We start from the raw sequence: 21,164 nt of genomic DNA, 5'->3' as shown, positions 1-21,164 counted from the left end.
AAAACAAAAATGTTATAATTTCCTATAGAACAAGAGCCTTAACTCTTTTTAGTACTTTATATGAATTCTTCTTGGTTATATTCATTCTTATATTACTTGCAACATTGTTAAAAAAGATAGATTCTATAAAATACTCTACAATTCCTCTATCCCTAAAATCAATACCCATTATTCCCTTAGAATAAAGCTTCGAATCTATAACTATCCCCTTATCATAATAGTCCATTCTCTCATCTTTGTTCATATAATTTAAACTCGGTTTAAACTTTTCACAATACTCTATTTTGTAATTTAATATATTTTCATCTATCTTAATGTTATGCTCATCATTCATATATTTTGCAAACTCTATATTATCTTTTTTTATTCTGTCATAATTTTTATTGTAATCTTCTTTTGTCCAATGTCCATATATTCTACAATTAAGAGGTCTAACATCATATATTAAACACCTATTGTTTGAATCTTTAAATGGACATGGCATCTTCTCCTTGTACTCTAAGAAATAATAATCTAGTATTTTTTGCATGACAATATTATTTATATCTTTATTTTCATTTAAATAATTATATATATTTAAAAATTCTACTAAATTTGCACCAACAGATTCCATACAACATTTTCCACATCCTATACAGTCTCCGTTGGGTATACTATTATATAAATCATTAAGTTCTTTAAAAAGATCGTTTTTTAAGCAATAATCTATTCCTAAGTTGATATCACTCTTTTTTATACTAGGCATTAGACTCTCTCCTTGATATAATATTTTAATAACCTAAAATATTATATCAAATTTTAATTTACAATTGGAGGTATTTCATGAATAGGTACACAAAAGTAATAAGACCAATTGGTTCTTATTTCACTAAAGACTTTGAAAAAAAGAAAAAAGATTTAATAAAAGTAAGAGAAATTAAGGAAAGTACAGTAAAAAAATTCTTTTTAAATGGGGATTGTGAAGTTTTGGTTTATTTTGAAGAAACGGGTAAAGAAATTTTGATAGACTTCTTTAGTTCTAAAGAAGATATCAAAAAATATCTAGGCACTTCATTTATAAATAGATAATGAAAGTTAAAATAATAAACAACCCCTCTTCAGGAACCCAAACACTTCAAAAGAATTTAGAAATTATAGTCGGGAGATTAATACTTGATAATACATTAAAAGAAGTTGACAAAGTAGACACTACTATAGATTTTGACTACTCGGGTGAAGTTTTAAAAATGAAAGATGAAAATTACGATTTATTGATAATAGTAGGAGGAGATGGAACTGTAAATAATGTTATAAATGCAGTAGCAAAAAATGATATAGATGTTCCACTCTTAATCCTTCCAGCAGGAACTGTAAATGATCTTGGAAAATATTTAAATCTTCCAACTTCAATTGAAGGGGTATGCTCTATTATTAAAAATCATACAGTGAAGGAAGTAGACATTTGTAAGGTCAATGATAAATATTTTATAAACGTTGCAGCTTCTGGACTTTTAGCAGATATCGCTATTAAAACTCCAGTTAAATCAAAGACTGCATTCGGAAGCTTTGCATATTATGCACAAGGTATAAAAGAGGTCCCAAAGCAATTGTTTGAAACACTCAAGTTCAGATTTGAATATGACGGTGAAGCTCTAGAAACTGAAGCATTATTATTTTTAGTTTTAAACTCTAAATCAGCAGGAGGATTCTCAAACTTCGCACCAAAGGCTGATATAGACGATGGATTATTCGATGTATGTATAATCAAAAAATCTTATCCTTTAAATGCAGCAGGAGTATTCTTAAAGATATTCTCAGGAGAACATATAAACGACCCTAATGTAATATATTTACAAACTGATAACTTAAAGGTAGATTGCTTGAACAAAGAAAATTTACTTATAGACGTAGACGGCGAACACGGAGGTACATTCCCTGCTACATTTGAAATAAATAAGAGAGCTTTAAAGGTTATAGTCGGATCTAACAATAAACAAGAATAATAAATCCATAACTTATTCAAATTATGAATGGAACAAGAATTTAAAGAGCGAATCTATTTTTAGAATGGACTTGCTCTTTAAATTAATCAATTAGTAACCCCATTGATAAAGAGTCATAAAATTTATTATCAATTAAAAAATCTCTTTTTTAAACCCCTTCTCCAAAAGTTAAGCAATCTGATTCTTTACTAACTGAGTTAAGATAATTTACTAATTCATTTGCATCGGATTTTACAGCTTTTCTAATTATAATTTTCCTATTTTTTATTTGTACTTCTCCCATAATAGAGTTTCCTACTATCAACGGTTTAAATTTTTCTGATTTCGATACCCTCATATTTAATATATAGCCTCAGTCTGAATATTTTAGTTTCTAGTTTTTGTAGAACTATAAAGTCTCCTGGAACAAATTTATTTAGCATACCAATCACCCTTTTGATTTATAATCTTTTAAAACTATACACTAGAATGTAATTATATATGTTTTCTTGAATTCCTTTATAGAATCTAGATAGCTAAATTTAAAAATGCTGCTTAAGAAACCCTATATACTTTTTTTATTTATTCTTTATTTAATATTTTCTTCCCCATCAGCAGCTATAAAATCCTCAAGCTTTAAAAGCTCTTTTTTACCTCTGCTCCCTTTCGTTGTTTTCATAACCCCATTTTCATCCACTTTTTTTTCTATAAATTCTCCTGTTAATAAGTTGTAGTCTATCTCTTGTGTATACTCATTTGTGGAAGTATGAAAAGAACCTATTGTTGCTCCAATTAGATACCAATCATTATCTTGATATCTGAATCTATAATTACCATACCATCTCCAATTACTACCACCATAAAAACTAATTAAAATATATCCTTTATCTACTGATATTCCTTCAAATGGATCTCCCCAAACGCCACCCTCATCAGCTCTTAATATTGCACTTTTAGCTTTTATTGAAAGTGTATATGTACCATCTTTGTTTCCAAAAGCTATTAACAATTCCCTATTTGGAGCTTCATCCTCTATCTCACTAATTCCTTCTATTATAACTGCTATATCATCTATATTATCTTCATTTAAATCTCCTTTTACTTTTTCAAGTATATGCCAACCTTTTGGAATCAAATCAGATATTTCACTTCCATCATTCCTTTTAGTTGTATATGATGTTAAAATAGCGCACGCTATTAAAATTAATACTATATATTTTTTTCTATTCAATAAGCTCACTCCTCATATAATTCAAAAATTCACCATTAAAACATATCATAATTTAATTTGGATTTTGAAATTCTCCTTATATTATATTGTTTTTGTAGTAAACTAAGACTTAATCTAATTAAATAAGTAGGTGATAAAATGATTCAAAAGATAGGATATGCTTGTATAAATACACATTTAAAACCTAGAAGATTCAATGATTGTAGATTAAATTCAGTTTATAAATATGGAATAGATTATCTAAGAGATAAAATAATAAATAATCTATATCTAGTAAAAGATATTCTCCTTTGGAATATACAAAACGATATATATATGTATAGAGTGAGTAGTAGATTGTTTCCACTTGTAACTCATCCTGATGTTATAAATGATTTTGATTGGAATTGGAAACAAGATGATGAAATATTAAATATAATGAAAGATATATCAGACATAGTTAAAAGCCACAATGTAAGACTTTCAATGCATCCAGACCAGTTTACAGTCTTAAATAGTCCTAATGAAAAAGTAGTCAAAAATAGTATTATAAACATAAAATATCACTACGATATACTCAAAAGATTATCTGGAAATGATATGATAATTCACGCAGGTGGAGTGTACAACGATAAAGAATCTGCTACGAAAAGATTTATAGAAGTTTTTAATAAATTAGAGGATGATTCAAAAAATATGATAAGACTTGAAAATGATGACAAATCATTTACAACTGAAGATGTTCTTTATATAAGTTCAAAAACAAATATTCCAATAGTTTTAGATATACATCATCATAAATGCAACAATCCTAATGATATAGATATTCAAACTTATATATCTGATATAGTAAGCACATGGAAAAATACAAATCTAATACCTAAACTTCATATAAGTAGCGGCCGTGATAATAACTTCGATAAAAAGCACAGCGATTATATAAACAAAAAAGATTTAAGTCACCTTTTAAAAGTTATGGATACATTCGACTTTGATCTTATGGTTGAGGCAAAGCAAAAAGATAAAGCTGCACTTGATATAATGAGTATATTAAAAGACATTCCTTAGAACAATAAGGAATGCCTTTTATATGTATATAAACTCTTAACAGCTACTTATATTTTCTATATCGAAATTTCCTGCCATTGCTTTCAACTTCTGTGTTATTTCTGGAGCTTCGTCTTCATTTACAAGGGCTATTAAATAATCCCCTGCTGAAATAGTAGTTTTCCCTTTTGGTATTATTTCTACTTCTCCTCTTTTTATGGCTACTAATAAAGTATTGTGAGGCCATTTTATTTCTTTAACCATTTTACCATCAAGTTCAGTACCTAAGCATACTGCAACTTCTAAAAGTATTTTTTTAGATTTATCTCCTCGGAACTCATTCTTTCCTCTTTTATGCAAAGCTCTATCAAGTAATAATTCATATATAGGTTCTGAATTTAATATATCAATTACAATATACGATACTATAGAAACAATTGTTAAAGGAAGTAGGTGACTAAAAGATCCTGTCATTTCTGTAATCAAAATACTACCTGTAATAGGTGCCTTAACTATAGCTGTAAAATATCCTGCCATGGCTAATATTATAAAATTAGTTATATATCTACTATCTACATTTAAGTACTCGACAATAATAGTTCCATATAAATCTCCAGTTAAGGCTCCAATTACTAGTAAAGGTAAGAATATTCCTCCAGGTGCTCCCGATCCATAGCTTAGCATTGTAAAAATAAATTTAATTACTAAAATAATAAATATCATACTTTTTGTATACTTGCCTTCTACTACTGACCCTATAAGCTCATGTCCTCCTCCTAATACTTGTGGTAAAAATAATCCTAGTACTCCTGCTATTAAAAATGGTATCATAGGTCTAAATTCAACAGGAAGCCACTTTTTATTAATATAAAAATCCTGAGTTTTTATAAGAACTTTATTGAAAAACATCCCAAATATACCCAATACAATCCCTAATATAATTAGATATATATATTGATTTAGAGGCAAAGCATGAAGACTTCTAAAATCAAAAACTGGTTTTAGTCCAAAAAAGTTTTTAGATATAAAATCGGCTGTAAGTGACGCAGACATAGATGACAATAAAACTAATGGATAAAAGTTCTTATGAACTTCCTCTAGTGCAAAAATCACTCCAGCTAAAGGTGCATTAAATGCAGCAGCAAGACCTGCACTAGCCCCACTAGTAATTAAATATTTTTCTTCTATCTTCACTCTTTTGAAAACTCTTGAAAACCCTTGCCCAACAGATGCTCCTATTTGAACTGAAGGACCTTCTCTTCCTAAAGACAAACCTGCTCCTATTGATAAAACTCCTCCTATAAATTTCCCAATAATTACTCTAAGCCAATTTACATTCAACTTTCTAAGTAAAACTCCTTCTACTTGAGGAATTCCACTTCCACTAATCATTGGTTCTTTCTTTACCATAACTCCAACTATATACGAAAGCAAAGCTAATGTCATAAACCATATAGGAACTAGATAACTTTTTTGTGTTTGTAAAATATAAATCTTATGAGCTAAATTTCCTGCTTCTTCTAATAAGAATCTGTATAGTACTACTAACAAGCCAGATAAAACTCCTACTAATATACCTTGCATAACAAGCCTCAAACGAAAATTATGCCAATGAAATAGGGTATTATAAGTACTATTCCTATTTTTCATAATCATACACCTTTCTTTCTAATATTTTAAAATAAAAGATTCACTTTATGCTGTTACATAGCTCATGTCACCAACAAGTCTTATGACTCTTTTGTTATAAATAATTTATACTGTATACTTTAATCAACATTATCTATATCTTACAAATTATACAGCTTACTTATGAATGAAAAATGATCTATAATTAAATCCTATCTAAATCTTATGAGTTATTTATCAATCTTTTCTCTTATATACCTAATGTCTTTAGCCATCATAGGAATTATGCCTATATAATTAACCATAAATAATAATACAATATAAAAAGGTACCATTACTATCAAAAGAATAGGACCTACAACTATCAATCCTATTAATATCATAGGTATTACTATTTTAACTATGAATCTTAAAATAGACACCATGTCTTCACCATATTTAATTCTTTTTTCAAACTCTTCTTTTGAATCTAAAAAATCCTTACAATTTAAACAAACTTCTTCTCCGTTATATATTTCTTTTTCAATATGTTTTATCTCTTTTTTGCATCTAGAACAGTTCATACATCTTCTCCTTAAACGTAATAATCAATATGTTCTCCCTGTGCTTTTTTTGGCTTTTTTAAGTTTTTATAAATTTCAAATACAGATTTATTCACACATACTCCAAAATAATTTACTATGAAAATACTATATATTATTCCAAAGTCATCTAATACACTTATACAATATAGTGCAACACTTATAGGTAAATATAGTACTCCACATTGAAACATCATTTTTATAGTTAGCCCCAAATTATCCTTTAATACATTAAAACTTTCCTTTAAAGCTGAAATTAATGATATATCCTCTGCTACCATTATGTATTTTACATAGAGAAATGGTGTATATAAAATATATATCCATATCAAGTTTTGACTTATAAAGAATAATAGAAATGGTATAAAATTTATTATATCTAATATAAACAACCTATCCCAAAATCTATTTCCAAAAATTATAAAGTCCTTAAAAGAAGTTCTTTTATCACTCATATTGTTGATACTTCCTAAATATCCTCCCTTTATAAAACTCATAAGACATATTACTGTAAGAAAAAGAAATATATTAAACAATGTAAGTTCATTTATAATTCCAAGAAATGCTCCATTTTTATATTCAAATAAAGGGCTAGGAAAATTTTTAATTAAATACCTAATACTCGGAGGTGCAGATATTATAGAAAACTGAAATGAAGTCATACTAACATTAGGTATATAATCCGTATTAAATATTTTTTCATATGTAATTAAGCTTAAAATATCTATAATACAAGGCACTAATATTACCCATATAGACTTGTTTATACTTTTCACAGATTCTTTAAATATTTCTTTTAAATTCATTATTCACCTCTTGTTATAAAAATCTATATCAAATATAATCTAATTATACCATTAATTGGAGGAGAACTATGAAAAAGTACAGTTTTTTAATAGCATTTACACTACTCTTATTTTTAACTTTTTTATCTTATTCATATCAAAGAGAAAACTATGAAGATGTAATTAAACCTCATGTAAATATAGAATCTAAAAAGCTTGGTAAAATAACTAATATAGACTTTTGTAAGACTTATAAAAATCCTTGTTTAGTCATTACATCTACTAAATACGAAGATGATGTGCCTTATTCATACATATACCTACTAGATTTAAATACTGATGAAATAACGCAGCTTAATAAGTATAAGTCTCATAAATATTTAAATGATTTTCTAACTTTTGATAGTTTTGCATCAGATGATATAATAACTGCTTGCAATTACGGAGTAGTTCAAACAGAAGTAAGATATGATGATGATGGCTTAATTAAATTTAATTCAGAAAAACAAGATATATTTAAATTTGAAAATGCAGATAGCATGGATTTTAAAAATGGATCATTATTTTTTTCAAGCAAAGATGATGATTTAATATATAAACAAACCTTACACAATGATTTTTTCTCATCTTTTACAAACAATAATGCACCTAAACATCAAACTTTTTATAAAAAACCTCTATACATAGTCAACGCAAATTCACTTGATAATTGTTTATCTTATACTAAGATAAATAAAGACAAGCTGGACCTTTATAGAATGTACTATAGTGGAGAATATATAGATAAATTTAATGGACCTCTTATTAAAAACATAGTAAATGCTAGAGGACTATATAATGGTAATGGATTTATCGGTATGAATATAAATTCTAACTCTAAATTAAATATATTCATGAACAGAAATCAACGTAAAGATCAAGATAATTATAAAATTGATACTATTGACTACAATACAGATATGTTCGGGGCAGTTCCATCTATTGATTCACTAACATTTAACGAAGATTATACATTAATATATACATCGTATGACGAAAATCATAAAGGTAAGATACAATCTGTAGGATATAATAAAAATATTGAAACTGTTTTAGAAGATGAAAATTTATATGGGCCTGTTAGAATAGAAGATTTTAGAATAGATGATAATAAGATTAAGAAGATTATGTATTTTACATATGAAAATGGCTCTGCAAAAGTTAACATATGTGATATAAATGGAAATAAAATCAAAAGCATCATTTTATAAACTGATGCTTTGCTTTTTTATATTTTAATTATTAATTGCAATAATTCCATATTTAGATAAATCTTCTGATGAACCAAACCATATTTCTCCATTACCTACCATTACCCCTTGGTAATTTACGAATGTATCTTTAACATCTTGGTTTAAAAGAGCCTCTTTTACTTCCTTAGTAAATATGTTATCATAGTTTTTTGTAAATTCATCTGGAGTGTTAATTTCTCTGCTAGATTTATCATGATTTACTCTTAATGGATAAATAACATACTCAGAAATTTTATTTTTATCATCTTCAGATACTATTTTTTTCACTTCATTAAATATTTTTTCAAATTTAGCAGGATCATCAATTCCTCCTACATAGTATCTATTATCCTTATACGGATCATCATTTAAACTTTCATTATCAGTGCTTTCAGAAATAACTACATCATCTTTAGATATATCCAAATCTGATTTCTTCTCCTTATCGCACCCTACTAAAAAACTTATACTACATATACTTATTAAAATAATACTTATAATTTTATTCATATTATACCCCCTGTCAAAATTAATCAATTTTAATCACTTAATATTATCTTTATTTACAATTCTTCCCAAATATGTTTACTAATCTAGTATAATAACAATAACGTATAGAAACAAGTATGAATATACTGTTTTTATATTACACTCAAAACGATTTTACAAAATACGATAATTATTATACAATTGTATACACAATGCAATATTATTCGAAAGGACTTGATTTGATGAACAATAAATCAAAAGCAATTCTTTATATGCTTTTTTCATCGTTTTGCTTTGCTTTAATGGGGGCATTAGTTAAACTGGCCGGAGATGTTCCTACTATAGAAAAGACTTTTTTCAGAAATCTTATAAGCACTTTTGTAGCTGCATTCTTAGTTATTAAGAACAAGAAAAATTTCTTTGGTAAAAAAGAAAATCAAAAACATCTGATTCTAAGATCTATTCTTGGAACTATAGGTATGATTGCATATTTCTACACTATAGACCATATGTTACTTTCAGATTCTTCAATGTTAAATAAGTTGAATCCCTTCTTCGTAACATTATTTGCTCTATGGTTCTTAAATGAAAAGCCATCTCCTATACAAATACCATCTTTAATAGTAGCTTTTTTAGGTGCTCTATTTATAATAAAGCCACAATTCAATATAGAAGCATTTCCTGCGTTTGTAGGTATTATATCTGCTATATTCGCAGGTGCGGCTTATACTATGGTTAGGCTTCTTGGAGATAAAGAAGAATTTTACACTATAGTTTTTTATTTCTCATTTGTATCATCGTGTATAATGTTTCCTTTGATGATGATAAATTTTAAGCCTTTAAGCTTACATCAGTTTCTTATACTTATGATGACTGGAATAGTTGCATCCCTTGCTCAATTTAGTTTAACTTTAGCATATAAACTTGCACCAGCTGGTGAAATTTCAATATACAATTACACTAATGTAATTTTTTCAGGACTGTTAGGATTTATACTTTGGAGCGAACTTCCCGATGCTTTTAGCTTTATAGGCTATACATTGATAATAGGTTCTGGATTTGCTATATATTTATATAATATAAAACAAAAAAATGGATAAGACATCTTATCCATTTTTTATAATTAATAGTAAACTATATTTACATTTTATCTGATTATATTTCTATCTTTTTGTCATATATTTTGCATGTCACAAAATAAATAATACCTGCTAATAATAAAAGTATCAAAGAAGTTTCAAGAAACCCTAAACCAACTCTTTGTAATACCTCCATGATATCTTCTGCATTTATATATTCGCCTCCTTGAATAACAGTGAACATTGTTTTTTGCAAAGACTTAACTATAAAATCTATTACTCTTCCTCCTATAATTAAAATAGTAAAAAATAAGCCGAAACTGACTAATTTAGAATATTTTTTAAACATCTTTCCTGTTAAAGATGATAAAAATATTATACTAATTATATATATAAGCCCAGCTACCGAAAGAATATAGAAAAAACTTCCCATACTAAAAAGTCTTATATCAAATAACTGTTTCATTTCTTCAGCGTGAGGACTTCTATGAAAAAAGATCAAAAATTGAATACCAGTAATAGCAATTATCGATAAACTTGATACAGCATATTGAACTGTTACAGCTAAGAATTTACTTAAAAATATCTTTTCGCTAGATACAGGCAAACTCATAGTAAGATAAATAGTATTGTCTTTCCATTCTTGACCTATAAGCTTAGAACCTGACAGCAATAATGGTATTAAAAATGCTATTGGAAATAAAAATATATTAATAGCAACTGCAGACTCTATGTTCCACCCATTATAAGTTTTATAAAGAAAAAACATATTTATTATTAAAACTAAACCTAAAAATATTATAGTTTCTTTTTTAAATTTGATTAAATCTTTTTTAAATAAACTAAATAGCATTTCTATACACCTCTTTCATAACTTCACTTAAGGACATATTGTATTTCATTTTTATGTCATCTACATTTCCAGAAAGCTTTACTTTCCCTTTTTCCATAAATATAACATCTTCAAATATGTTTTCAGTTTCTGATATTTCATGAGTAGAGAATATTATAGTTTGTTCTCCTTCTCTATAATCTCTTATTACAGCTTCAACTATTTCTTCTCTTGTCAATATGTCAATTCCAGATAAAGGTTCGTCTAAAAGTATTATTTTTGCATTTCTAGAGAAAGCTAGTAAAAGTTTTATTTTTGCTCTCATACCTTTAGATACTTTTCCTATTATCATATTTTCTTCTAATTTCAAAACTTTAAGTAACTCTTCATATTTATTGAAATCCCAGTCATAATAAAATGAAGATATAAATTCTGCCATTTGTTTTATATTCATATTTGAATGTAAATAATCTATTTCTGGAAGATATGCAATGTCTTTTTTTGTATCAATACAAGGTTTCTGCCCACAAATTACTATTTTACCACTATCAGGTCTATTTAATCCTGCAATCATTTTTAATGAAGTTGATTTACCAGAACCATTAGGTCCTAATAGTCCTATAATTTTCCCTGTTTCTATTTTTAAATTTAAATCATCTAGAGCTTTTGTTTTTTTGAAAGTTTTATTAACATTTATAAATTCTATCATTATTCGCACCTCCTATAGTTTCTGTTGCCATTCTTTTATTAAATTTATCATTTCATCATCTTTAAATCCTAAAGATCTCATTTCTTGAATGAATTTAATAAGTATTTCACTCGCCATATCATTCTTTATTTCTACCAAAACATCTGTTTCTTCAGTTATAAATGTACCTTGCCCTCTTAATGTTTTTACAAGACCCATACTTTCCATCTCTCTATATGCTCTTTGAACTGTGTTAGGATTAACTTTTATTTCTTTAGCAAGTTCTCTTTGAGAAGTCATTTTATCTCCTAATTTTATATCTCCTCTAATTAACTTCTTTTTTATATCTTCGATTATTTGAGTATATATAGGCTTACTATTATCAAAGTTCATATCAACCCTCCTTTTAATTCAATTAGTATAAAGACTACTACACATATGAATTAATAGTTTAAGTAGCCTTTACTATCTATAGATTTTATTCAAAAACAACTGCCGTTCCTGAAACAGTAACCATAATCATTCCTCCGTTTTGGCCTAAAGTTTCATAATCCACTTTTAATCCAACTACTGCATTTGAGCCAAGAGCTGTAGCTTTTCTTTTTAGTTCTTCTATTGCTTCTTCTCTTGATTTTCCTAGTGTATTTTCATAGGCTTTAGACCTTCCTCCAACTATATCTCTAACTCCTGCCATGAAATCTTTTATTATATTAACACCTACTATAACTTCTCCAAATACTATTCCCTTATATTCTTTTATATTCTTTCCTTGTATTGTATTAGTTGTCGTAATTATCATATATAATTCCTCCTTGTAAATCTCATCATGTCTATAGTAATAATATAGTGCACTAATTAATTAGTACACTATAACAATATCGTTTATTTTGATTTTTGTCAATATTTTTCATAAAAAAAAAGATGTTAAAAACATCCTTTCAATCATTTAAATATATTTTTTTATATAATCATAAGAGCTATAAAGTTATTAATGGCATGAATACAACATACTACCCAATACGGATGCTTTTTCTTTTGCTTATATATAGTGTAAGCATATGCCCATATACTTCCTATCACAAACATATGAACTATATACCGAGGACTATAAGTATGTCTTGATCCAAATATTGCTCCAGATGCTAGAATTCCAATATACTTTCTATTATTAAACCACTTTATCTTATCGCATATATCGATAATAAGTTTTTGATATATAAGAGTTTCAAACAAAGGAGCCATGATAACTCCTACTATAAATATAACCTCCTTTGCTTCATTTCCATCAAAAGGAGCAGCTGCGTTATTATCGGGAAAGAGCATAATCAAAGGGCTAACAATTATAACAGATAAATACTGCATAAGTATTATAGATAAAATAAAAGTTACTACATCCATATTGTATAAATGCCTATTCAGTCTCAAAAACATATCTTTTATCTTATCAAGTATAGACTTTTTACAACTACTACATTCCCCCACTTCAAACCCTCCTCATAATTAAATACTAAACTCAACCCTTTCTTCTATCTGCTTTATATTAACAACCTTATCCTTATATTCTATTTCAAAGTTACTAAATGCAGAATATAAATCTATATCTCTTAACATATGGCAAGTCATTCTCGTTCCATTTTTGCTAAACCTTAAAAGCACAGCCCTTACCATTTGAAACTGTATCCTAGATATATTTAAATCATTATTTCCTATATTAAGATCTACACTTCTATAATTTATATCTATAAATAAATCCACATCCAATTCATCTTCTCTTATAACTCTTATTTCAAAATCACTATCTAGTTTCAAATTTCCATTTATATACATAGTATTCTCCTAAACAAATTTTTTGACACTTTTTCCATTTAAATAATCACACTTATCGCCTTGGTGTATATCATTATTATCCATATATTCATCTATCATATCTTTTATTTTCCACCAAGAGGTATTCCAATTGCAAAATAGTGTATCTTCTTCAGGTGCCCTACCTATAAGTCTGTGTATAACTACATCTTTTGATGTATACTGTAAAAATACACAAACTCTTTTTACATACTCTTCTAATTCTATCATTTCTATTTCTTCATTCTTGTACTCACAAGCCATCTTAGTTCCCTTCGCTATATAAAGTGAATGAAGCTTGACTCCATCTACTTTAAGCGCAGATAATACCTTAGCATTTTCTATTACATCATCCATATTATCATTTGGAAGATTTAGTATTAAGTGAACTGTAGTTTCAAATCCATATTTTTTTATTCTTATAACTGCATCTATTAACTCAGCTAGCGTATGTCCTCTGTTTATCTTTTTAAGTGTATGGTAATTTACTGTTTGAAGTCCAAGCTCTATAGATATGTTTACACCTTTTGATTCTATATTTTTTAATATTTTTAAATACTCATCATTTATAGCATCTGGCCTTGTAGAAACTGATATCTCAACTACATCATCAATAATCGCTTCATTCATATAGTTTCTAAACTTATCAATCTCCATATAAGTATTAGTGTAGTTTTGAAAATATGCAATGAACTTATTTGCCTTATATCTTCTTCTTATATAGTCCATATTCTTTTCTAACTGTTCTTTTACTGAGAGTGTATTCTCTAAAGACTCAAATCCAGCTCCAACATCTGCACAAAAACTACATCCTCCAACCCCAGCGGCTCCATCTCTATTAGGACAAGTCAACGGTAGATTTAGAGGAAGCTTGTACACCTTTTCTCCGTACTTTTCCTTTAAATATTTTGAATAAATTCTATATCTATCTTCCATAATATCCTCCAATTAAATTAATATCTTATTCATTATAACAAAATCTATATTTTAAAATATTCTAGTATGTAGATTTTGTTGAAATTCACTATAAAAATTATCTATATATATTCTCAATGGTAAATAATTTTATAGTTCATTATAACAAAAAAATAGCAGGAACATTCCTGCTATTTTTTGTTTAAATCTATTTATTATTCAACTATTATCTTAGTTGCATTTGTAATTGGAGGTAAACTTCTTGTCATAGCTCCACCGTGATATGCTACTACCTTGCTTCCTTCTTTGATGTCTGATTTTGATAATTCTTTTCCTTCTTTATCAACTATCTTAGTTTCATCAGTTATATTGAATTTTATTTGATCGTATAGTCCTTCACCTTCAACTAATATAGAATTCTTTTGTATAGTTTTAACATTACCTGTCATAGTATATACCCCTTTAACTACTATCTTCTTTGCACTAGTTATTGGAGGTAAGCTCATAGTCATTATATTTCCATAATATACTTCAACATCTGCTCCTTTAGTTAAAGCATCAGATGTTAATTTTTGCTCAGCTTCATTAACTATTACAGTTTTATCAGTTATGTTAAAGTTTATTCCATCATTCATGCTTCCTACAAGGAACATCTTTCCATTCTTTACATCAGTTATTTGTGATATCTTTCCATCCTTTACATTCAAATCAGCAACTACTATTTTTTGAGCGTTTGCTATAGGAGGTAAGCTTCTTGTCATCTTTTGATCATGATAAACAATTATTTCGCTTGCATCCTTTATATCGTCTTTTGATAATTTCATCCCATCTAAATCTACTATTTCAGTATCTTCATTTATATTAAATTTTATTTGATTATATAATCCTTCACCTTCAACTAATATAGTATCATTTTCTATATTAGTAACATTTCCAAACATTTTGTAAAGTCCTAACTCTTCATCAAAGTACTTGCTTCCTCCTGTATAAACATTATCATCTTTTTTATTTAATTTTACTGTGTCAGTTTTATCATCCCAAGAAACATCATATCCAAAAGTTTCGCATACAAATCTTAAAGGTACGAAAGTTCTGTTGCTTATTAATTTAGCTGATGAATCAAGTTCTACTTGTTCTCCATCTACTTTAGCATATTTTTTATTAACAGGTAGTTCAACTTTCTTACCATCTAGTTTAATCATAGCTGTCTTTGTATCCTCATCCCAAGAAACTGTTCCTCCTAGGTGTTCAGTTATAAATCTTACTGGAACTATAGTTCTTGATTCAGCTTTTATTAATATAGGTTTTTGGTCTGGGAAAGTTACTATTTTCCCATCTATATTTACATTTACACTCTTATTAGGTGCATTATTAATAAGTACTGGAACTGGCTTTTCTGCTGATATTAATACAGGTTTTAAATCCTTATCTTTATGTGGATTTTCATTTGCAAATACAGGCATCATATTTGTTAATAAACTTGCCCCTATTAAAGTTGTAGCTATTGCTTTATTTCTAATTTTCATTTTAAATTTCTCCCTTCATTTTGTTGTCTATACTCATTAGACGATACACAATTAAAAAAGTTCCATAAAAAATAAAAAAAATTTAATTATATTTTTATAATGTGTTTTGGTAATAATATCTATAGTAACAAATATAGATTGACAAATATATATTAATATCGTAATATTATAATATAACGTACTACAGGAGGAAGTCATGGAGAATTATAAAACTAACCCAGAATTATTTGATGAGTACTCAGAGCTTTTAAAAGCATTAGCTCATCCAGTAAGGCTTTGTATAGTTAAAGGTCTTTTGGAGGCAGGCTCTAGTAATGTATCTAATATGCAAAATTGTCTTGATATGCCACAATCAACTATATCCCAACATGTTTCAAAGTTGAAATCAGCAGGTATAATAAAGGGAGATAGAAATGGCCTTGAGATAATTTATAGTGTATCAAATGATAAAGTTAAGAATATAATAAAGGCATTATTTTAATATGTCTTTTTTTGAAATTTATATCATAATATTTTAATATATAAATATTGAAGGAGGTTTAATATGAGCAAGAAGATAGTTATAGTTGGAGGAGTTGCAGGAGGTGCTTCTACTGCTGCAAGACTTAGAAGATTAGATGAGAATGCTGAAATTATTATGTTTGAAAGAGGAGAGTATATTTCTTTTGCAAATTGTGGTCTTCCTTATTATATAGGGGAAACTATAACTGAAAGAGATGCTCTACTTGTTCAAACTGTTGAAGGTATGTCTAAGAAATTCAATATGGATATTAGAAATTTAAGTGAAGTTGTGAAGATAAATAGATTAGATAAAACTATTACAGTTAAAAATTTAAGAACTGATGAATCTTATGAAGAAAGTTACGATGTATTAGTGTTATCTCCTGGTGCTAGTCCAATTAAACCTCCAATTGAAGGTATAGATGATGCTAAAAATTTATTTACTCTTAGAAATATACCTGATACTGACAGTATCAAAAATTTTGTAGATAATAACCATCCTAAAAAAGCAGTTGTTGTAGGTGGAGGATTTATAGGTATTGAAATGGCAGAAAATCTTCACGATAGAGGTGTTCAGGTTACTTTAGTTGAAATGAGTAATCAAATAATGGCTCCAGTTGACTATGAGATGGCTAGTATTCTTCACTCTCATATAAAAGATAAAGGTGTGAATTTAATTCTTGAAGATGGAGTTAAGGAGTTTAAAAACAACGGAAAACAAATCGTACTTTCAAGCGGTAAGACAATAGATACAGATATGATTATACTATCAATAGGTGTTAGACCTGAAAGCTCACTTGCAAAAGATGCAGGTCTTGATATCGGTGAACGTGGAACAATAAAGGTAGATGATACACTTAGAACTTCTGACAAAAGCATATATGCTATTGGTGATGCTATAGAAGTTAAAGATTATATAAATAAAAAGCCAACTATGATTCCTTTAGCTTGGCCTGCTAATAGACAAGGAAGACTTACAGCAGATCACATAATGGGCAGAAATGTTAAATACAATGGAACTTTAGGAACATCTATAGCAAAAGTATTTGATATGACAGTTGCTTCAACAGGTAATAATGAAAAAACTTTGAAAAAACTAGGTGTTAAATACAAGGCTATACATGTACATCCAAATTCTCATGCTGGATATTATCCTGGAGCATTTCCTGTATCTTTAAAATTAATATTTGATCCAACTAATGGTAAAATATTCGGTGCTCAAGCTGTGGGATATGATGGAATTGATAAGCGTATAGATGTTATAGCTACTGCTATTAAGGGTGGTCTTAATGTTTTAGATCTTCCAGATTTAGAACTTTCATATGCTCCACCTTATTCATCAGCTAAAGATCCTGTTAATATGGCTGGATATGTTGCTTCTAATATAATTGAAGGCTTGGTTGATGTAGTTTATTGGGATGAAATAGATAAAATAGTTGAAAACGGAGGTCTTTTAATAGATGTTCGTGAGGCAATTGAAAGAGATATGGGATATATAAAAGGTTCTATAAATATACCTTTAGGAGAAATAAGAAATAGGCTTGATGAAATACCTAAAAATAAAGAGGTATATATAACTTGCCAAGTTGGACTTAGAGGATATCTAGCTTGTAGAATATTATCCCAACATGGATACAAAGTTAAAAACCTAGATGGAGGTTATAAGACTTATTCATCAGTATTTGAGCCAAGTTCTTCTAGTAGTTGTGACTGTGGTGTTACAGATTCTGGAACAACTAATATAGAGGAGGATTGCCTTATGGAAATAAAACCTACTGTATCATTAAATGCTTGTGGACTTCAGTGTCCAGGACCTATTATGAAGGTATATCAAAATATAGAAAATATGAAAGATGGAGAAGTTTTAGAAATAAGTGCAAGTGATCCTGGATTTGCAAAAGATATTGCTTCTTGGTGTGATAAAACTGGAAATACTCTTTTAAAATCTGATTTTGAAAACAACTCATTTAAAGCTTTAATCCAAAAAGGTCAAAGCGGTAATTTAAATAGACTAAATGATTCTAGTATGCTAACTGAAACAAAAGATGGAGCTACTATGGTTGTATTTAGTGGTGATTTAGATAAGGCTATTGCTTCGTTTATAATAGCTACTGGAGCAGCTTCTATGGGTAAAAAAGTTACTATGTTCTTTACATTCTGGGGATTAAATGTTCTAAGAAAGCATGATGCTCCTAATGTTGAAAAAGATACTCTTGAAAAAATGTTTAGCATGATGATGCCAAAAGGTCCTTCTAAGCTTCCTTTATCTAAGATGCAAATGGGTGGTATGGGTCCTAAAATGATAAATCATGTTATGGCAAAGAAAAATGTTGACTCACTTGAGACTTTAATGAAAAATGCCATGGATTTAGGTGTTAAAATAGTAGCTTGTTCTATGTCTATGGATGTTATGGGTCTTAAAGAAGAAGAATTTATAGATGGAGTTGAAATAGGAGGAGTTGCAAGCTATCTTGGTGCAGCTGAAGATTCTGGATTAAATCTATTCATATAAAAAATTCACTTTAATAACAAAAAAACTGATTACTTTTAGTAATCAGTTTTTTTGTTCACTTTCTTTTTCTACTTTTTTTATACTAACACCTGTATTTAATAATACTCCTGATATTATAAGAACAGCTGATACTAATTTTATAATACTTATGCTCTCTCCCAATATAAAATATGCTAGTATCATAGAAAATACAGGTACCAAGTTTATATATAAAGACGTTTTACTAGCACCTATTTTTTTTATAGATACTTGTTGTATTGAATATCCTATCACCGATGCAAATATAGACATGTAAAGAACTGACATCCAACCTTTCATGCTAGTATTTGGTAGATAAACCCAAGGTTTCTCCATTATAACAAATGGAATCAGCGATATTACACATACCAAAAAACTATAGCTTGTAACTATTATAGGCTTATACTTTTTAAGAGCTTTTTTAGATATTACAGAATATATAGCCCAACATACAACTGCAATTATCATAAGTAGATCTCCTATATTAAAATGGAAATTAGCCAATAATTTTAAATCTCCATCTGTTATTATGAGAGTTACTCCTAAAAATGATGCCAGTATAGATATTATGTTCTTTGGCTTTATATTTTCTTTAAAAAATACGAATGCCAAAACAGTAGTTATTATAGGGTTTGTAGCTGCTATTAACGAAGAATTTACAGCCGTAGTATACTTAAGTGCTAAAAAGAAAAATACATGATATCCAACCATACCTATTATTCCTAATTGAATAAATAAAAATATATCAGTTTTTTCAATCTTGTAATTATCACCTTTTTTAATTATAATTGCGAATGTTGTAATAACTGCAAAGAAAAATCTGAAAAATGTCAGCGAAAATACTGGAAACTCAGCTACAGAAAATTTTCCTGCAATAAATGCACCTGACCAAAATACAGTTGCTATTATCATGAGGTAGTTATCTAACTTATTATTCTTTTCTAAAACATCTTTCACCTTACTCCCCCCTAATACTTCAATATTATTAGATTATAGTTTATAGCATTTTATTATGCAAGTCTTAATGTAAATTTTTCCATATTAAAAAATAATGCTTATTAAACATTATTGCAGTAGCATCATTTTAATAAGCATTATTTTTGTTTAAATATTATATAATTTTTACATATCTACCTTTGATCCAATGCCTAATTCGATAGCTTTTTGATATATTTTATTAGCTGTAACTATATCTTGAACTGCTATTCCAACACTTTTGAATATAGTTATTTCTTCATCATTCTCTCTTCCTTTAATAGTTTCATTTATAACTTGTCCTAATTCACCGCTGATTTTATCTTTTTCTATCAATCCCTTATTTAAAGGTATTATTATATCACCTGCTTCTTCAAGACAAGCATCAACTGAATCGACATATAGTTTATCAGCATTTGATATTATATATTCATCCATTTCCTGCATTTGTGGTGTAAATGAACCTATTCCATTTATATGTGTACCTTTTTTTACGAGTTTACCGTTGAATACAGGCTTATTTGAAGATGTAGCTAGTGTTATTATATCTGCATCAATAACCGCATCATCCGCATCCTTAGCCGCTATAATTTGAGTTTTATATTTAGACAACTTTTCTTTCATTTCATCTATAAATTTTTGAGTCTTCTCTTTATTTCTTCCATATACCTTAACTACTTCTAATTCCCTAGCTTCAAGGACAGCCTCAAGCTGTTTATAAGCTTGTCCTCCTGTTCCAAATAAAGCTCCTACCTTACTATCTTTTCTAGCCAATATATCTGTTGCAGCTCCAGAAGCCGCCCCTGTTCTAAGCTGTGTTAAATAAGTTCCGTCTAATATACAATTAACTTCGCCTGTTATATTGTCAATAAGTATCATGCTAGCAGGTACTACTGGCTTATTTTTACTTGCATTGTCAGGAAATATAGATACTATCTTTATTCCTGCATTATCTAAACTTTCAGCATATGCTGGCATAAATAAATTTATACCATTGTTCTTTTTATTTTCTAGTTTAGTTCTTAAAGGAACTATGCTCTCACTATTTGAAAAAATCTCAAATGCTCTTTTATCTGCTTCTATTGCGTCTCCCATACTAAATACCTTGTCTATATCTTGTTTGTTTAATAAAAGCATTCTATCTCCTCCATATTATGTAATATAATCATCTATTTTAAAATAACACTACATTAGAAATAAGTAAACACTATTTTCATTAAAATATTTGTTTTATGGTTCTGATTCCTTTATTAAAATCAATTTATTAAGTATATTTTATAAGAATCATCCTTAGTATTAT

Annotated in this window: 24 protein-coding genes; 7 read left to right on the top strand and 17 right to left on the bottom strand. The window is 28.1% G+C overall.

Going from position 1 to position 21,164, the window contains the following annotated elements:
• Positions 1–22: 22 nt before the first annotated feature.
• Complete coding sequence (locus M2214_RS01705) at positions 23–745, bottom strand: YkgJ family cysteine cluster protein (protein WP_248482088.1); 723 nt, start codon at positions 743–745, stop codon at positions 23–25.
• A gap of 77 nt (positions 746–822) precedes the next feature.
• On the opposite strand from M2214_RS01705, the gene M2214_RS01700 reads away from it, so the two are divergent.
• Positions 823–1,068, top strand: coding sequence for a hypothetical protein (locus tag M2214_RS01700; protein ID WP_248482086.1), 246 nt, complete (start codon positions 823–825; stop codon positions 1,066–1,068).
• The gene (locus M2214_RS01695) at positions 1,068–1,982 is read left to right on the top strand and encodes a diacylglycerol/lipid kinase family protein (RefSeq protein ID WP_248482084.1); all 915 of its coding nucleotides are present in this window, start codon (positions 1,068–1,070) and stop codon (positions 1,980–1,982) included. Before M2214_RS01700 ends, M2214_RS01695 begins: the two co-directional genes overlap by 1 nt.
• Positions 1,983–2,130: 148 nt before the next feature.
• On the opposite strand, the gene M2214_RS01690 is transcribed toward M2214_RS01695, so the two are convergent.
• Positions 2,131–2,319, bottom strand: a complete 189-nt coding sequence (locus tag M2214_RS01690) for a hypothetical protein (RefSeq protein ID WP_248482082.1) — start codon at positions 2,317–2,319, stop codon at positions 2,131–2,133.
• A 231-nt stretch (positions 2,320–2,550) separates the two neighbouring features.
• The gene (locus M2214_RS01685) at positions 2,551–3,192 is read right to left on the bottom strand and encodes a hypothetical protein (protein ID WP_248482080.1); all 642 of its coding nucleotides are present in this window, start codon (positions 3,190–3,192) and stop codon (positions 2,551–2,553) included.
• A gap of 138 nt (positions 3,193–3,330) precedes the next feature.
• On the opposite strand from M2214_RS01685, the gene uvsE reads away from it, so the two are divergent.
• Positions 3,331–4,239: a UV DNA damage repair endonuclease UvsE gene (gene uvsE / locus M2214_RS01680; RefSeq protein WP_248482078.1), complete on the top strand. Its 909-nt coding sequence runs from the start codon at positions 3,331–3,333 to the stop codon at positions 4,237–4,239.
• 36 nt (positions 4,240–4,275) lie between these two features.
• Here uvsE and clcA read toward each other — a convergent pair whose 3' ends face one another.
• From clcA to M2214_RS01665, 3 genes are all read right to left on the bottom strand, one after another.
• Positions 4,276–5,868: a H(+)/Cl(-) exchange transporter ClcA gene (gene clcA / locus M2214_RS01675; RefSeq protein WP_330651532.1), complete on the bottom strand. Its 1,593-nt coding sequence runs from the start codon at positions 5,866–5,868 to the stop codon at positions 4,276–4,278.
• Positions 5,869–6,077: 209 nt separating this feature from the next.
• A complete protein-coding gene (locus tag M2214_RS01670) occupies positions 6,078–6,410 on the bottom strand; it encodes a hypothetical protein (RefSeq protein ID WP_248482074.1) in 333 nt (110 codons plus the stop codon).
• A gap of 11 nt (positions 6,411–6,421) precedes the next feature.
• Positions 6,422–7,234, bottom strand: coding sequence for a hypothetical protein (locus tag M2214_RS01665; protein WP_248482072.1), 813 nt, complete (start codon positions 7,232–7,234; stop codon positions 6,422–6,424).
• Between the two features lie 68 nt (positions 7,235–7,302).
• On the opposite strand from M2214_RS01665, the gene M2214_RS01660 reads away from it, so the two are divergent.
• A complete protein-coding gene (locus tag M2214_RS01660) occupies positions 7,303–8,463 on the top strand; it encodes a hypothetical protein (protein ID WP_248482070.1) in 1,161 nt (386 codons plus the stop codon).
• A gap of 24 nt (positions 8,464–8,487) precedes the next feature.
• Here M2214_RS01660 and M2214_RS01655 read toward each other — a convergent pair whose 3' ends face one another.
• Positions 8,488–8,994, bottom strand: coding sequence for a hypothetical protein (locus M2214_RS01655; protein WP_248482068.1), 507 nt, complete (start codon positions 8,992–8,994; stop codon positions 8,488–8,490).
• 116 nt (positions 8,995–9,110) lie between these two features.
• Between M2214_RS01655 and M2214_RS01650 the strand changes: the two genes are divergently transcribed.
• On the top strand, positions 9,111–10,073 hold the full coding sequence (locus tag M2214_RS01650) for a DMT family transporter (RefSeq protein ID WP_330651531.1): 963 nt from the start codon (positions 9,111–9,113) through the stop codon (positions 10,071–10,073).
• Between the two features lie 55 nt (positions 10,074–10,128).
• On the opposite strand, the gene M2214_RS01645 is transcribed toward M2214_RS01650, so the two are convergent.
• The 8 genes from M2214_RS01645 to M2214_RS01610 all read right to left on the bottom strand — a co-directional run bounded on the left by M2214_RS01645 (position 10,129) and on the right by M2214_RS01610 (position 15,858).
• A complete protein-coding gene (locus tag M2214_RS01645) occupies positions 10,129–10,905 on the bottom strand; it encodes an ABC transporter permease (RefSeq protein WP_248482066.1) in 777 nt (258 codons plus the stop codon).
• A complete protein-coding gene (locus tag M2214_RS01640; protein WP_248482064.1) occupies positions 10,895–11,593 on the bottom strand; it encodes an ABC transporter ATP-binding protein in 699 nt (232 codons plus the stop codon). Before M2214_RS01640 ends, M2214_RS01645 begins: the two co-directional genes overlap by 11 nt.
• 12 nt (positions 11,594–11,605) lie before the next feature.
• Positions 11,606–11,965 (bottom strand): GntR family transcriptional regulator, encoded by a 360-nt coding sequence (locus M2214_RS01635; protein WP_248482062.1) that lies wholly within the window; start codon positions 11,963–11,965, stop codon positions 11,606–11,608.
• A gap of 85 nt (positions 11,966–12,050) precedes the next feature.
• On the bottom strand, positions 12,051–12,371 hold the full coding sequence (locus M2214_RS01630; protein WP_248482060.1) for a heavy metal-binding domain-containing protein: 321 nt from the start codon (positions 12,369–12,371) through the stop codon (positions 12,051–12,053).
• A gap of 161 nt (positions 12,372–12,532) precedes the next feature.
• Positions 12,533–13,054, bottom strand: coding sequence for a CPBP family intramembrane glutamic endopeptidase (locus M2214_RS01625; protein WP_248482058.1), 522 nt, complete (start codon positions 13,052–13,054; stop codon positions 12,533–12,535).
• Between the two features lie 18 nt (positions 13,055–13,072).
• Positions 13,073–13,399, bottom strand: a complete 327-nt coding sequence (locus M2214_RS01620; RefSeq protein WP_248482056.1) for a hypothetical protein — start codon at positions 13,397–13,399, stop codon at positions 13,073–13,075.
• Positions 13,400–13,408: 9 nt separating this feature from the next.
• On the bottom strand, positions 13,409–14,353 hold the full coding sequence (locus M2214_RS01615; RefSeq protein WP_248482054.1) for a TIGR01212 family radical SAM protein: 945 nt from the start codon (positions 14,351–14,353) through the stop codon (positions 13,409–13,411).
• 194 nt (positions 14,354–14,547) lie between these two features.
• A complete protein-coding gene (locus tag M2214_RS01610) occupies positions 14,548–15,858 on the bottom strand; it encodes a stalk domain-containing protein (protein ID WP_248482051.1) in 1,311 nt (436 codons plus the stop codon).
• 196 nt (positions 15,859–16,054) lie between these two features.
• On the opposite strand from M2214_RS01610, the gene M2214_RS01605 reads away from it, so the two are divergent.
• Together M2214_RS01605 and cdr are read left to right on the top strand one after the other, a co-directional pair.
• Positions 16,055–16,339 carry an ArsR/SmtB family transcription factor gene (locus M2214_RS01605; protein WP_248482049.1) on the top strand — a complete coding sequence of 95 codons (285 nt, stop codon included), beginning with the start codon at positions 16,055–16,057 and terminating at the stop codon, positions 16,337–16,339.
• A 63-nt stretch (positions 16,340–16,402) separates the two neighbouring features.
• Complete coding sequence (gene cdr / locus M2214_RS01600) at positions 16,403–18,871, top strand: CoA-disulfide reductase (protein WP_248482037.1); 2,469 nt, start codon at positions 16,403–16,405, stop codon at positions 18,869–18,871.
• Positions 18,872–18,913: 42 nt separating this feature from the next.
• Here the strand turns inward: cdr and M2214_RS01595 are convergent, their stop codons facing one another.
• Both M2214_RS01595 and M2214_RS01590 read right to left on the bottom strand, forming a co-directional pair.
• Positions 18,914–19,846, bottom strand: coding sequence for a DMT family transporter (locus M2214_RS01595; RefSeq protein WP_248482035.1), 933 nt, complete (start codon positions 19,844–19,846; stop codon positions 18,914–18,916).
• A gap of 165 nt (positions 19,847–20,011) precedes the next feature.
• Positions 20,012–21,001, bottom strand: coding sequence for an ornithine cyclodeaminase family protein (locus M2214_RS01590; RefSeq protein ID WP_248482032.1), 990 nt, complete (start codon positions 20,999–21,001; stop codon positions 20,012–20,014).
• Positions 21,002–21,164 lie beyond the last annotated feature (163 nt).

The organism is Tepidibacter aestuarii (assembly GCF_934924865.1).
GTDB lineage: Bacteria > Bacillota > Clostridia > Peptostreptococcales > Peptostreptococcaceae > Tepidibacter_A > Tepidibacter_A aestuarii.
Note: the sequence above shows the minus strand (reverse complement) of the source record. Positions and strands in the feature narration are given on the sequence as shown.